This is a genomic window from Stenotrophomonas indicatrix, from assembly GCA_041545745.1.
Classification (GTDB): domain Bacteria; phylum Pseudomonadota; class Gammaproteobacteria; order Xanthomonadales; family Xanthomonadaceae; genus Stenotrophomonas; species Stenotrophomonas indicatrix_A.
In genome coordinates this window covers 2,922,896-2,937,800 of sequence record CP168152.1, presented here as the reverse complement: position 1 = coordinate 2,937,800, position 14,905 = coordinate 2,922,896, and the positions used below count along the sequence as shown (strand labels likewise).

General features: G+C 65.1%; 9 protein-coding genes. 5 read left to right on the top strand and 4 right to left on the bottom strand.

Translation table 11 applies throughout. The annotated features are described in order from the left end of the window. Positions 1-52: 52 nt before the first annotated feature. Together ACEF39_RS13520 and ACEF39_RS13515 are read left to right on the top strand one after the other, a co-directional pair. On the top strand, positions 53-1,201 hold the full coding sequence (locus ACEF39_RS13520) for an acyl-CoA dehydrogenase family protein (RefSeq protein WP_500285418.1): 1,149 nt from the start codon (positions 53-55) through the stop codon (positions 1,199-1,201). Positions 1,202-1,345: 144 nt separating this feature from the next. Continuing rightward, positions 1,346-1,633: a hypothetical protein gene (locus ACEF39_RS13515; RefSeq protein ID WP_500285417.1), complete on the top strand. Its 288-nt coding sequence runs from the start codon at positions 1,346-1,348 to the stop codon at positions 1,631-1,633. A 154-nt stretch (positions 1,634-1,787) separates the two neighbouring features. Here ACEF39_RS13515 and ACEF39_RS13510 read toward each other — a convergent pair whose 3' ends face one another. The 3 genes from ACEF39_RS13510 to ACEF39_RS13500 are packed head-to-tail and all read right to left on the bottom strand — an operon-like array spanning position 1,788 to position 6,897. Beyond that, positions 1,788-4,961, bottom strand: coding sequence for a multidrug efflux RND transporter permease subunit (locus ACEF39_RS13510; protein ID WP_340569526.1), 3,174 nt, complete (start codon positions 4,959-4,961; stop codon positions 1,788-1,790). A 14-nt stretch (positions 4,962-4,975) separates the two neighbouring features. After that, a complete protein-coding gene (locus ACEF39_RS13505; RefSeq protein WP_500285416.1) occupies positions 4,976-6,241 on the bottom strand; it encodes an efflux RND transporter periplasmic adaptor subunit in 1,266 nt (421 codons plus the stop codon). Beyond that, positions 6,241-6,897, bottom strand: coding sequence for a TetR/AcrR family transcriptional regulator (locus tag ACEF39_RS13500; RefSeq protein ID WP_176020266.1), 657 nt, complete (start codon positions 6,895-6,897; stop codon positions 6,241-6,243). The genes ACEF39_RS13505 and ACEF39_RS13500 overlap by 1 nt, the downstream gene beginning before the upstream one ends. A 250-nt stretch (positions 6,898-7,147) precedes the next feature. On the opposite strand from ACEF39_RS13500, the gene ACEF39_RS13495 reads away from it, so the two are divergent. The 3 genes from ACEF39_RS13495 (at position 7,148) to ACEF39_RS13485 (ending at position 14,184) form a co-directional block, all read left to right on the top strand. Continuing rightward, complete coding sequence (locus tag ACEF39_RS13495) at positions 7,148-12,124, top strand: NAD-glutamate dehydrogenase (protein ID WP_500285415.1); 4,977 nt, start codon at positions 7,148-7,150, stop codon at positions 12,122-12,124. Between the two features lie 295 nt (positions 12,125-12,419). Further along, on the top strand, positions 12,420-13,193 hold the full coding sequence (locus ACEF39_RS13490; RefSeq protein ID WP_089236114.1) for an NAD kinase: 774 nt from the start codon (positions 12,420-12,422) through the stop codon (positions 13,191-13,193). A 46-nt stretch (positions 13,194-13,239) separates the two neighbouring features. After that, complete coding sequence (locus ACEF39_RS13485) at positions 13,240-14,184, top strand: 5'-nucleotidase (RefSeq protein ID WP_033831508.1); 945 nt, start codon at positions 13,240-13,242, stop codon at positions 14,182-14,184. Between the two features lie 158 nt (positions 14,185-14,342). Here the strand turns inward: ACEF39_RS13485 and ACEF39_RS13480 are convergent, their stop codons facing one another. After that, a complete protein-coding gene (locus tag ACEF39_RS13480) occupies positions 14,343-14,894 on the bottom strand; it encodes a DUF2939 domain-containing protein (RefSeq protein ID WP_500285414.1) in 552 nt (183 codons plus the stop codon). Between the last annotated feature and the right edge of the window lie 11 nt (positions 14,895-14,905).

Sequence of the window (14,905 nt, the reverse complement as noted above, 5' to 3'; positions counted from 1 at the left end):
CCAATGCCCCGCCCCCGGTACAATCGGTGAACCATTTTCCCGGGAGGGTGTTGTGGATTTCAGCTTTACCGAAGAGCAGTTGATGCTGCAGGACGTTGCGCGCCGGATCGCGCAGGAAAAGATCGCCCCGAGTGCGGAGCACCATGACCGTACTGGCGAGTTCCCGCTGGACAACATCCGCCTGCTGGGCGAGAACGGCCTGATGGGCATCGAAGTGCCGACCGAATACGGTGGCGCGGGCATGGACCCGATCGCATACGTGCTGGCGATGGTGGAGGTCGCCGCCGGTGATGCTGCGCACTCGACCATCATGTCGGTCAACAATTCGCTGTTCTGCAACGGCATCCTGACCCATGGCAGCGAAGCTCAGAAGCAGAAATACGTGCGCGCCATCGCCGAGGGCGAGGCCATCGGTGCGTTCGCGCTGACCGAGCCGCAGTCGGGCTCGGACGCCACAGCGATGCGTTGCCGTGCGATCAAGCAGGCCGATGGCAGCTATGTCATCAACGGCAAGAAGAGCTGGATCACCTCCGGACCGGTGGCCAAGTACATCGTGCTGTTCGCGATGAGCGAGCCGGACAAGGGCGCGCGTGGCATCACCGCGTTCATGGTCGACACCGACAAGGCCGGTTTCGGCCGCGGCAAGACCGAACCGAAGCTGGGCATCCGTGCCTCGGCCACCTGCGAGATCGAGTTCAACGATTACGTGGCGCAGCCCGAAGACGTGCTGGGCCAGGAAGGCGAGGGCTTCAAGATCGCCATGGGCGTACTTGACGCCGGTCGTATCGGCATCGCCTCGCAGGCGATCGGCATCGCCCGTGCCGCCTATGAGGCGACCCTGGAGTACGTGAAGGACCGCAAGGCCTTCGGTGCGGCCATCGGCACCTTCCAGATGACCCAGGCGAAGATCGCCGACATGAAGTGCAAGCTGGATGCGGCGCTGCTGCTGACCTTGCGTGCGGCGTGGGTGAAGGGTGAGGGCAAACGCTTCAGCAACGAGGCGGCCATCGCCAAGCTGACTGCATCGGAAGCGGCGATGTGGATCACCCATCAGGCCGTGCAGATCCATGGCGGCATGGGCTATTCCAAGGAAATGCCGCTGGAGCGCTACTTCCGTGATGCCAAGATCACCGAGATCTACGAAGGCACCTCGGAGATCCAGCGCCTGGTGATCGCCCGCAACGAGACCGGGCTGCGTTGATATTCCTGTGCCGCGCCGCTGCAATGGCGGCGCGGCAGTAATCCAAGCCATGCATGGATGGCGTTACGTCCAGATGGCGTGCCCGACCCTGGCCCCCGGACATCCATGCTGCTCTAATGCGGTTCGTTTTTCTGGAGATACCACATGATCTACCGCGGCTGGGGCTTCATGACGCTGGTGACGCCGATCGCAGGCATCCTCTTGCTGGCGTACTTCTTCCCGAACGACGGCCCCAAGGGCAACATTCCGCTGCAGCAAGTGCTGCTGGGCGGTGGCATCGGCGCGGCGGTGAACGTGCTGCTGGGCCTGTGGCTGAACCGTGTGCCCCGGCAGAAGGGTGAGGCCGCACCCCATCATTTCTTCTTCGTGCCGATGCAGTGGGCTGCGCTGATTCTCGTTGCAGTGTGCGTGGTGACCGCCTTGCTGCGCTGATACGTCGCCTTGGCAAGCGCCAACCAAGGTTGGCGGCTACCGGGCATGCCGCTGCTTTGGTAGATGCCAACCTTGGTTGGCATGGATTCAAAAGCAGCAAAGAAAAAGGCCCCGGATCGCTCCGGGGCCTTTCTCGTTTCAACTCACCGTCGGATCAACGATCCGGGCGGTGGGCGGATTCCGCATCACGCTGGCGGCCGAGGAATTCCTTCGACGGTTCATCCAGCTTGTCGCCCAGCATGCGCCGCACGACCACGAAGAACACCGGAATCATCAACAGGCCGAGCAGGGTGGCGAACAGCATGCCGCCGATCACGCCGGTACCGATGGCGTGACGCGAGTTGGCGCCGGCACCGGTGGAGATCGCCATCGGAATGACACCCATGATGAACGCGAAGGACGTCATCAGGATCGGGCGGAACCGCAGGCGCGCCGCTTCGATGGTGGCATCGCGCAGGGTCTTGCCCGCCGCACGCTGCTCCACCGCGAACTCCACGATCAGGATCGCGTTCTTCGCGGCCAGGCCGATCACCGTGATCAGGCCGATCTTGAAGAACAGATCGTTCGGCAGGCCACGCATCATCGACAGGGCGAGTGCGCCCAGCACGCCCAGCGGTACCACCAGCAGCACCGCCACCGGGATCGACCAGCTTTCATACAGCGCGGCCAGGCACAGGAACACGACCACGATGGACAGTACCAGCAGCAGCGTCGCGGCGTTGCCGGCCAGGATTTCCTGGTAGGACAGGCCGGACCAGTCGTAGCCGAAGCCCGCCGGCAGGTCGTCGTTGACGATGCCTTCCATCGTCTGCATCGCTTCACCCGAGCTGGTGCCCGGTGCCTGCGAACCGACGATGTTGATCGCCGAGTAGCCGTTGTAGCGGCTCAGCGACGGCGGTGCCGAGACCCATTCGGACTTGACCACCGTGCTCAACGGGATCATCGCGTTGGTGCCATCGGCATTGGTGGTCAGGCTGGACGGGCTGTAGAAGCTCTTCAGCGATTCCTGGCCGGTGCGGTACGGACCATCGGCCTGCATGGTCACGCGCTTGATGCGGCCTTCGTAGAAGAAGTCGTTGACGTACACCGGGGCCAGCATCAGCTGGATGGTGCTGTACACGTCCGACACCGACATGCCCATCGACTGCGCCTGCACGCGGTCCACGTGCAGCTGCAGCTGCGGGGCGTTTTCCAGGCCGTTCGGGCGCACGCCGACCAGGTGGTCCGGCTTCTGCGCGGCCTGGCCGAGCAGGATGTTGCGGGCCTGGGTCAGCTGCTCGTAACCGGCACCACTACGGTCCTGCAGCCACATGTCGAAGCCGCCGAACTGCCCAAGGCCCTGCACGGTCGGAAGATTGACCACGAAGATCTGCGCTTCCTTGATGCCGTAGAACGCGCCGTTCATGTTCTGGATGAATTCCGGAGCAGTGAACTTGCGCTCTTCCCACGGCTTCAGGCGGATGAAGCCCATGCCCACGTTCTCGCCGGAGCCGACGAAGCTGAAACCGGCCACCTGCAGCATGCCTTCATAGCCATCCTGCTTCTCCAGAATGCCGCGCATCTGTGCGAACGCTTCGTTGGTCTGGCTCTTGGTCGAGCCCGGCGGCAACTGCACGATCGCCAGTGCATAGCCCTGGTCTTCTTCAGGCAGGAAGCTGCCCGGCATGCGGGTGAACAGGAAACCGCACAGCGCGGTCAGCACCACGAACAGGATCATCCAGCGTGGTGCATGGCGCACCGCCGAGGTGATGTGGCCCACATAGGTGTGGCTGATCTTGTCGTAGTACTTGTTGAAGGTGCGGTAGACGATGTTCGGGTTGTCGTTGTGCGTCGGCTTGAGGAACGTCGCGCACAGCGCCGGGGTGAAGCCCAGTGCCAGGAATGCCGAGAACGCCATCGAGATGGCGATGGTCAGGGCGAACTGCTTGTAGATTTCACCGGCCGCACCGCCCTGCAGGGCGGAGGGGATGAACACCGCCGCCAGCACGACCGTGATGGCCACCACCGCGCCGGTGATCTGGGTCATCGCCTTCTGCGTGGCCGGCTTCGGCGCAAGGCCTTCCTCGGTCATGATGCGTTCGACGTTCTCGATCACCACGATCGCGTCATCGACCACGATGCCGATCGCCAGCACCATCGCAAACAGGGTCAGCTGGTTGATCGTGAAGCCGATCATCCACATGCCCAGGAACGTACCCAGCAGGGCCACCGGAATGACCAGGGTCGGGATCAGGGTAGCGCGGAAGTTCTGCAGGAAGATCAGCATCACCAGGAACACCAGCAACACGGCTTCGAACAGGGTCTTGACCACTTCCTGGATCGAGATCTTGACGAAGGTGGTGCTGTCGTACGGCGAGAACCAGGTGACGCCGGACGGGAAGCTGGGCTGCAGCTCGTCCATCTTGCCGCGCACGGCCTCGGCCACGTTCAGGGCGTTGGCGCCTGGCAGCAGCTGGATCGCGAAGGCGCCGGTGGGCTTGCCGTTGTACTGGGTATCGAAGCCGTAGTTGTTGGCACCGAAGGCGACGCGGGCAATATCCTTCAACAGCACGCGCGAGCCATCAGCATTGGCCCGCAGGATGATGTTCTCGAACTCCTGCGGCGAGCTGAAGCGACCTTCGGCCGACACCGTGGCGGTGAAGTGCTGGCCTTCCGGCGACGGGTCGGAGCCCAGCGCACCTGCAGCGAACTGCACGTTCTGCGCGCGTACCGCCGCCAGCACCTGGCTGGCCGACAGGCCGTAGCCCTGCATCTTTTCCGGGTTGAGCCAGATGTTCATGGCGTACTCGGAACCGAACTGCTGGGTGCTGCCGACGCCGGGGATGCGCGAGACCTGGTCGAGCACGCGCGAGCCGACGATGTCGTTCAGCGCGTCACGGTTGATGGTCGGCGTATCGGATTGCAGCGCCACCACCATCAGGAAGCCGGCGTTGGCCTTGGCCACCACCACGCCCTGCTGGGTGACTTCCGAAGGCAGTCGCGGCGTGGCCAGCGAGACCTTGTTCTGCACCTGCACCTGGGCGATGTCCGGATCGGTACCGGTCTCGAAGGTCAGGGTGATCGAGGCGCGGCCGTTGGACGCGGACGAGGAGCTGAAGTACAGCAGGTGATCGATACCGGTCAGCTGCTGCTCGATCACCTGGGTGACCGACTTCTCCGTGGTATCCGCGCTCGCGCCCGGGTAGGTGGCCGAGACGGTCACCTGCGGCGGGGCGATGTTGGGGTAGGACTCTACGCCGAGGTTGAGGATCGCGATCACGCCGCTGAGCGAGATCAGGATCGCCACCACCCAGGCGAAGACTGGATGTTCGATGAAAAATTTAGGCATGACGGAAGGTCCCGTTACTGCTTGTTCGAATCGGTGGCGGCCGGCTCGGCCTTGTCGGCCTGGTCAGCCTTGGCCGGTGCCTTGGCGTCGGCCGGAGCTGCGGCAGGCGCGCCCGGAGCAGCAGCGCCAGCGGCAGGCTTGCCGTTGGCGTCCTGGCCCGGGGTCCACGGCTTGGCCGTGGCCGGCGTGCCTTCCTTGACCTTCTGCACGCCGGCGACGACCACCTTGTCACCAGCGGCCAGGCCCTCGCTGACCAGCCAGTTGCCGTTCTGCGCGCCGTCGGTCTTGACGTTCTTGCGGACGACCTTGCCGTCGGCGCCGACCACCATCACATAGCCGCCGGTGGTGTCACGCAGCAGCGCCTGCTGTGGCACCAGGTAGGCGTTGTTGCGCTCGCCCAGGTTGGCCTGGAAGCTGACGAAGGCGCCCGGCAGCAGGATCTTCTGCGGGTTCGGCAGCACCGCACGCAGCGACACTGCGCCAGTGGCCGGGTCGACCGTGGTCGAGGAGAAGTCCAGCGTGCCTGGCTCGCTGTAGGTGCTGCCGTCGGCCAGCTTGACGTTGACCGTGGCCTTGCCGTCGCCGGACAGGGCCAGCGTGCCCTTGGCCTGCTGCGCACGCAGCTGGGTCAATTCATCCACGCTGAGCGAGAAGTTCACGTACAGCGGATCGAGCTGGTCCACGGTGGTCAGCAGGGTTACATCGCCCTGGCCGACCAGCGCGCCCTCGGTCACCTGCTGCTTGTTGGCCACGCCACTGATCGGGGCGGTGACGTCGGTATAGCCCAGGCTGATGCGGCTGCTGGTCACCGAGGCTTCGGCCTGCTTGACCGCGGCCAGCGCGGTGCGCTCGGCCGACTCGGCGTTGTCCAGGTCGGCCTTGGACACGAACTTCTGTGGTGCCAGCGAACGGGCGCGGTCAGCGGCGACCTTGGCATTGGCGTAGGTCGCGCGTGCCGAAGCCAGCTGGGCTTCGGAGGCGCTGAGCGAGGCGCGCAACGGTGCCGGATCGATCAGGAACAGGGTCTGGCCCTGCTTGACCTCGCTGCCTTCCTGATAGACGCGCTTGAGCAGCACGCCGGGGACGCGGGCGCGCACATCGGCGCTGCGGAACGGCGACAGGCGACCGACCAGCTCGCGCTGCAGCGGCAGGGTCTGCGGCTTGGCGTCGATCACGCCCACCTCCGGCGGTGGAGGCGTCGGCTGTTCCGGCTTCTTGCAGGCAGCTACGGCGACAGCAACGGCGCACGTCAAGGCAAGGGTGCGGAGTGGGGCGGTCATCAGGAGGAACTCCGGGGTTGGTTTGAAGGCGGGGCCGGCGAGGGCTGCGGCGCGAACGCGCGCAGGAAGCCATCGACGGAGAACTCTGCCCAGCGTCGACGCAACGCTGCGTCATCACGATGGGGGGTATGGAAGCGCTGTTTGTCGAAATCCTGACCGGCGATCATGCTCAGCAGCAGTTCGGCCATGAAGTGCGGGTCGTCATGCCGCAGCAGACCACGACTGCAAACGGTTTCAATCCATTCAGCAAGATGAAGTGTCAACGCGCCGGCGCCATGCCGGTACAGCGTACGCGCCTCTTCGGGAAACTGTGCTGCGTCGGCGGCGATCAGGCGACAGGCCTGGCCGACGTGGGGCTGGTTGAAGTGCTCCAGGAAGTCGGTGGCGAACTGCAGCAGGCTGCCACGCAGGTCGTCACCGCGGAGTGCACGCAGCATGGCCCCGGTGGCGTGACCGACGTGGCGCTGCATCACCCGCCGCAGCAGGGCCTGCTTGTTGCCGTAGCGCGAGTACAGGGTCTGCTTCGAGCAACCTGCATGCTGGGCAACCGCATCCATGCTCATCTGCATGCCCTGTTGGGCCAGCAGTTCGCGCACGGCATCGAACACGCGCTCATCACGCGCGTCGAGGGCGACAGGAAGGTAGGCCGGATTCACGCGGTGGACTATACCGTCCAGTTCAGGATTGTGGAATCGCGCCGATGTTGCCGCATGTGTCTTCCGGTAACACATTTTGCCGATCCTGTCGGCAACGCCACGCGACGGTGATGCCCATACCGGTGCGAACTGAATAGGGCATCTAAACCGCAGCAAACCCGAATCTGGTTATTCCGTCCTGCAGCAAGGCCTTTTCTTGCGGTAGGGCTACAATTTCATTTTCCCAACTGAGCAAGCGCGCCGCTCTGCCATGAAACCGCAAAAAACCGCAGCCAAGACCGTGAAAAACAAAAGCAAACCAGTTGAGTCGGAGGTCGCAGTGACCGCTGGTTTCTCCCTGGAGCCGGTGTACACGGCCTTGCGCAAGCGTTACCCCGCGGCCGCTCAGGCCGAGGCAGTGGCATTCGCAGCCGATTTCTACAAGCGCATGGAGGCGGACGAGTTCCCCCACCACAGCGCTGAGGAGTGGGCCGCGCTCGCAGCCGAAACACTGGAATTCGCCCGTGCCCGCAAGGCCGGCAAGGCCAATGTCCGCGTGTTCAATCCGACCGCGAAGGCCAATGGTTGGGAATCGCCGCACACCGTGCTGCAGATCATCAACGACGACATGCCGTTCCTGGTCGACACCGTGACCATGTCGCTGGCCGAGCATGGTGTTGGCGTGCATGTGCTGGGCCACCCGGTGCTGCATTTCACCCGTGACAAGGCCGGCAAGCTGACCAAGGTCGGCGAGGGCCAGCTGGAATCGGTGATGCTGCTGGAGATCGACCGCCAGCCGGCCGAAGCCATGGCAGGCATCGAGCAGGCCATCAACAAGGCGCTGGATGAAGTGCGCGCCATCGTGCGCGACTGGCAGCCGATGCAGGACAAGGCGCTGGCGCTGGCCGATGACCTCGGCAGCCGCCAGCTGCCGGTCGACGCTGCCTCGCGCAAGGAAGCACAGGAATTCCTGCGCTGGGCCGCCGACAACCACTTCACCTTCTTCGGCTACCGCGAGTACCGCGTCGAGAAGCAGGGCAAGGAAGAAGTACTGGCGCCGCTGAATGATACCGGCCTGGGCCTGATGCGCGGCAAGGACAAGTCGGCCGCCCGTCCGGTCAAGACGTTGGCCGCCCAGGGCCTGAACACCACGTCCGGGCTGAAGGACGCGTTGATCCTGACCAAGACCAATGCCCGTTCGCGCGTGCATCGCGCCGGTTACATGGACTACATCGGCGTGCTGGAATTCGACGCCAAGGGCAAGATCATCGGCGAACAGCGCTTCCTCGGCCTGTTCACCTCCAGCGCCTACAACCGCCGCCCGTGGGAAATCCCGCTGGTGCGTCAGCGCTACGAATACGTGATGAAGCAGTCCGGCCTGGCCGGCTCCAGCCATAGTGGCAAGGCCCTGCGCCACATCCTGGAAACCCTGCCGCGCGAAGAACTGTTCCAGTCCAGCGAGGACGAACTGTTCCGCACCGCGATGGGCGTGCTGGGCCTGCAGGAGCGTGTGCGCAGCCGCCTGTTCCTGCGTCGCGACAAGTACAGCCGTTTCATTTCCGCGCTGGTCTACCTGCCGCGCGAGCGTTTCAACACCGACGTGCGCCTGCGCATCGAAGCGATGCTCAAGGAAGCACTGCACGGCGAGTACGTGGACAGCTCGGTGGTGCTGGGTGAATCGCCGTTGGCCCAGGTGCACCTGATCGTGCGTCCGAAGCCGGGCGAAATGCTCGACGTCGATACCGCCGAACTGGAGCAGAAGCTGGCCCAGGTGCTGCGCAACTGGCAGGACGATCTGCGCGAAGCGCTGGTCACCCGCCATGGCGAAGCCGAAGGCCTGCGCATTGCTGCGCGTATCGGCAAGGCGCTGCCGGCCGGTTACATCGAAGACAACAGCACCGCCGTTGCCGCCAACGATGTCAGCCAGCTCGATGCGCTGACCGGCCCGGATGACCTGCGTTTGAGCCTGCAGGCCGTGCCGCGCGAATCCGGTGATGGCTTGCGCCTGAAGCTGTATCGCCAGCTGGATGACATCCCGCTGTCGGACGCGCTGCCGATGATGGAAAACATGGGCCTGCGCGTGATCGCCGAGCGTCCGTACCGCCTGTCGGTGGACAACGCACCGGTGTACGTGCAGGACTTCGAGGTCGAGTCGACCGCCGGTGCGATCGATGCGGCCAGTGTCGACGAAGCCTTCGGTGAGACCTTTGCCCGCGTCTGGCACGGCGATGCCGAGAACGATGCCTTCAACCGCCTGGTGCTGGCTGCCGGTCTGCACTGGCGCCAGGTCGCCATGCTGCGCGGCTACTGCAAGTACCTGCTGCAGACCGGCGTGCCGTTCTCGCAGGCGTACGTCGAAGGTACCTTCACCCGCTATCCGCTGCTGGCGCGCCTGCTGGTGGAACTGTTCGAAGCCCGCTTCGATCCGGCCACCGGCCATGAAAGCAAGGAAGACATCGCCGCCGGCCAGGCGCAGCTGAAGGCCCACCTCGAGGTGCTGGCTGCCGGCGACGAGGCCACCCTGAAGGTGCTCAAGACCGTGGTCGACGCCCGCAAGGGCGACCGCGATGCGCAGATGCAGGCCGCGCGCGAAGCGCTGCTGAAGCTGATGGACCGCGTGTCGAGCCTGGACGAGGACCGCATCCTGCGTTCCTTCATGGGCGTGATCGATGCGACCCTGCGCACCAGCTACTACCAGACCGATGCCAACGGCCAGCATGGCCATGTCATCAGCTTCAAGTTCGATTCGGCCCTGGTGCCGGACCTGCCCAAGCCGCGTCCGTACCGCGAAATCTTCGTGTACGGTCCGCGCGTGGAAGGTACCCACCTGCGCTTCGGTGCCGTCGCCCGTGGCGGCCTGCGCTGGTCGGATCGTCGCGAAGACTTCCGTACCGAAGTGCTGGGCCTGGTCAAGGCACAGATGGTCAAGAACACCGTCATCGTGCCAGTCGGCGCGAAGGGCGGCTTCTTCGCCAAGATGCCGCCGGTGAATGGCGATCGCGATGCGATCTTCGCCAACGGCGTGGCCTGCTACAAGCTGTTCATCCAGGGCCTGCTGGACATCACCGACAACATCGTCAACAACAAGATCGTGCCGCCGGTGGATGTCGTGCGCCATGACATGGACGATCCGTACCTGGTGGTGGCTGCCGACAAGGGCACCGCGACCTTCTCCGACATCGCCAACGGCCTGGCCATCGCGCACGGCTTCTGGATGGGCGATGCGTTCGCCTCCGGCGGTTCGGTTGGTTACGACCACAAGGGCATGGGCATCACCGCGCGCGGCGCATGGGAGTCGGTCAAGCGCCACTTCCGTGCACTGGGCCGTGACAGCCAGACCCAGGACTTCACCGCGGTCGGCGTCGGCGACATGTCCGGCGACGTGTTCGGCAACGGCATGCTGCTGTCGCGTCACATCCGCCTGGTGGCCGCGTTCGATCACCGCCACATCTTCCTGGATCCGAACCCGGATGCAGCGACCACGTTCGTCGAACGTGAGCGTCTGTTCACCGTGCCGCGTTCGAGCTGGGCGGACTACGACGCCAAGTTGATCAGCAAGGGCGGCGGCGTGTATCCGCGCAGCCTGAAGTCGATCGAGATCACCCCGCAGGTGCGTGAGGTGCTGGGCCTGGACGAGAGCGTCAAGGCGCTGTCGCCGAACGATCTGATGAGCGCGATCCTGAAGGCGCCGGTGGACCTGCTGTGGAACGGCGGCATCGGTACCTACGTCAAGGCCGCCAGCGAGCAGCACAGTGATGTCGGCGACCGCGCCAACAACGCCCTGCGCGTGAATGGTGGCGAGCTGCGCTGCAAGGTGGTAGGCGAGGGCGGCAACCTGGGCATGACCCAGCTGGGCCGCATCGAAGCCGCCCAGGCGGGTGTGCTGCTCAACACTGACTTCATCGACAACTCGGCCGGTGTGGATACCTCCGACCATGAAGTCAACATCAAGATCCTGCTCAACGATGTGGTGCGGGCCAAGAAGCTGACCGTCGAGCAGCGCAACAAGCTGCTGGCGTCGATGACCGACGAAGTCGCTGCGCTGGTGCTCAACGACAACTATCGCCAGAACCAGGCCCTGAGCCTGATGGAGCGGATGGCGGTCAAGCGCCTGGGTTCCAAGCAGCACTTCATCCGTACCCTGGAACAGCAGGGCCTGCTGGATCGCCAGATCGAGTTCCTGCCGTCCGATGCCGAGCTGTCCCAGCGCAAGGCGCGCGGCCAGGGCCTGACCCGTCCGGAACTGTCGGTGCTGCTGTCCTACTCCAAGCTGGTGGCGTTCGCCCAGCTGCTGGATTCGGACATCCCGGAAGACCCGTACCTGTCCAAGGAACTGCAGCGCTACTTCCCGACCCCGCTGCAGAAGAAGTACGCCGACGCGATGGAGCGTCACCGCCTGAAGCGCGAAATCATCGCCACGGCCGTGACCAACCAGACCATCAACCGCATGGGCGCCACCTTCCTGATGCGCATGCAGGAAGACACCGGCCGTTCCATTGCCGAGGTCGCCAAGGCCTACACCATCAGCCGCGAAACGCTGGATGCACGTGCGCTGTGGGCGCAGATCGACGCCCTCGACGGCACTCTGCCGGAGTCGGTACAGATCGATGCGCTGGAAGTGATCTGGAAGCTGCAGCGTTCGTTCGTACGCTGGCTGCTGTCGCGCCCGGGCCCGATGCCGGGCATCACCGAGGCGGTCAACCGCTACCAGGGTCCGTTCAATGACATCCGTGTTGCTTCGGGTGTGCTGCCCGATTCGCAGCGTCCGACCTACGAGGCCCTGGTGGCCGAGTGGAAGGAAAAGGGCCTGCCGTCGGCACTGGCACAGCAGCTGGCCGAACTGCACTTCCTGGAACCGGCATTCGACATCATCGAACTGGCCCGTACCCGCAAGCTGAAGCCGGTGGATGTCTCCAAGATCCACTTCCGCCTGGGCGACGCCCTGCAGCTGCCGTGGCTGTTCGAGCAGATCGACGCGCTGGAGGTCAACGGCCGCTGGCACGCGGTGGCACGTGGCGTGCTACGTGACGAACTGGCCGCACACCATCGCAGCCTGGCCGGCCAGGTGCTCGCCACCAAGGGCAGCACCGCTGAAGCCAAGGTGGCCGCGTGGATCGGTCGTGACGACAGCAGCCTGCGCTTTACCCTTGCGATGCTGGCGGAACTGGCCGAGCAGAAGACCCTGGACTACCCGACCGTCTCGGTCGCAGTCCAGCGCCTGGGTCAGCTGGCTGCCCACGGCGCGTAAGTGATGTAGCGCCGGGCGCTGCCTGGCGTGCGTGAAACAGAACGGCCCCGCGAAAGCGGGGCCGTTCTGTTTCTGCCCTTGACCTTTGCGACCACCTGACCCGACGCCGGCCGTGAATCTGCCAGGTGGATGACCGGCATATCCGCCGGGACCGTGAGCGCCATGGATGGCGCGATCGAGCCCCCATGGATGGGTTTACGGCGTGTCCCGGCGGATATGCCGGTCATCCGCCACGCGGGGTCCATCCCCCGGCGCTCGGTTATGCTCTCCACCACGCCTTCCCCCGGATCCACCGATGAGCGACACCCCCCGCATCGCTTTCCTGGCCAGTACCACCGAACCCGCGCAGATGGCCCGCGCAGCGATGGTCTCGCGCTATGGCGACCACGCGCCCGACCAGGCCGACGTGCTGTGTCCGCTCGGTGGCGATGGCTTCATGCTGCAGACCTTGCATCGTCACGGACACCTGGGCAAACCGGTTTTCGGCATGAAGCTGGGCACGGTGGGTTTCCTGATGAACCAGTACCGTGGCGACGACGACGTGCACGCGCGTATCGCCCGTGCCGAGCCGGCCCACCTGCGACCGCTGGAGATGGTGGCGCTTACCGAATCGGGCACTACCACCGGGTCGCTGGCCTACAACGACGTCTCGCTGCTGCGCCAGACCCGGCAGGCGGCGCATATCGGCATCGACCTCAATGGCCAGGAGCGGGTGGGCGAACTGATCGGTGATGGTGTGCTGGTGGCCACACCGGCAGGAAGCACCGCCTACAACTACTCGGCGCATGGACCGGTGCTGCCGCTGGGCTCGCACACCATTGCCCTGACGCCGCTGGCCCCGTATCGCCCGCGCCGCTGGCGCGGCGCCATCCTCAAGGCTGACACCGAAGTGCGCTTCCGCGTGCTCGATCCCTACAAGCGTCCGGTCAGCGTCACCGCCGATTCGCACGAGACCCGCGATGTGGTCGAAGTGACGATCCGTGAGTCGCGCGAGCACCGGGTGACCCTGCTGTTCGACCCGGAGCACAACCTGGAAGACCGGATCCTGAGCGAACAGTTCGTTTTTTGACGACAATAGGCGGCCGGCACTGCCGACCGCTTGAAGGACCCCACCGATGGGCGACAATTCCCCCCGTTTGCTGACCGTCGCGGTGACCTCGCGTGCGCTGTTCGACCTGGAAGAAAGCCATGCGCTGTTCGAGAGCGATGGCGTGGCCGCCTATGCCGAGTACCAGCGCCAGCACGAGGACGACATCCTCGGGCCGGGCGTGGCCTTCCCGGTGGTGCGCAAGCTGCTGGCGCTGAACCAGGGCGCGAGCCCCGAGAACCCGCGCGTGGAAGTGATCCTGCTGTCGCGCAACTCGGCCGATACCGGCCTGCGCATCTTCAATTCCATCCAGCACTACGGGCTGGGCATCATCCGCGCGACCTTCACCGCCGGTGAGCCGACCTGGCCGTACGTGAAGCCGTTCGGCACCGACCTGTTCCTGTCGGCCAATCCGGAATCGGTGCGCAGCGCGCTGCGCCACGGCATCGCCGCGGCAACCATCCTGCCCAAGCCACCGGGCGAGACCGCTGCCGCTGCCGCCGACCAGATCGACATCACCCGCCCGGCCGGGCAGCTGCGCATCGCCTTCGATGGTGATGCGGTGATCTTCGGCGATGAGAGCGAGCGCATCTCGCGCGAGCAGGGCGTGGAAGCCTTCGGCCGGCACGAACGCGAGCGTGCGCGCGAGCCACTCAGTGGCGGTCCGTTCCGTGGTTTCCTCTCTGCGCTGCACACCTTGCAGGAAGTATTCCCGGCTGGCGACAGCGCGCCCATCCGCACGGCGCTGGTGACCGCGCGTTCTGCACCGGCGCATGAGCGGGTGATCCGCACCCTGCGCGAATGGGGCGTGCGCCTGGACGAGGCACTGTTCCTCGGTGGGCGACACAAGGGTCCGTTCCTGCAGGCGTTCGGTGCCGATATCTTCTTTGACGATTCGCAGCACAACATCGACAGTGCGCGTGAACACGTGGCCGCCGGCCATGTGCCGCATGGGGTCGCCAACGAGGGCTGAAACCATGGCCGGTGGGTGCCAACCGTTGGTTGGCACTGCCATGTATCGGCGCCCACCAAGGTGGGCATCTACCAGAGCGCCATGCCCGGTAGTTGCCAACCTTGGTTGGCATCGCGGCGCAGCCGCGCCCACCAAGGTGGGCGTCTACCAGAGCGGGGCTACGGGCTTCCCGACATCCCCAGCTGCAGGTCCACCACCTTCCAGCGCAGGCCCTGCGGTTCCAGCACTACCTTCAACGGTTGCTGGCCTGGGCCGCGATCAACGTCGACCACGAAGCGGTCCAGCGCTTCGAAGTGGTGTTCGGCATGCTTCAGCGGTCGTGCCGGTTCGGTCGTGCCGAAGGCATCGCCACCCTGCAGTTCATTGCGACCGCGCTTCCATAGCACGTGGCCCTGCAGCATCGCGGCGATGCCGGTGGGGGTGACCATCGTTTCCACCGCGGCACCGCCCAACTGGTCGCCCAACCCATACAGCAGGGCGCCGAAGGGGCTGGCAGCCACCTCGGGGCCGGCCTGGCGCACCAGGTAATCATTGAGCTGGGCGCGCAGGCTGGTGCGTACGCGAGGGAAATCCACGTAGCGTTCCAGGCGCGCGGTGTCGCGCTGTTCGATGGCCTTGGACAGGCCATGCACGGTCAGGTACGGGCCACCGAACCACCAGCCCGCCACCACGGCGATCAGCAGAACGAGGATGCCAATGAGCTTCTTCATGGTGCACAGCC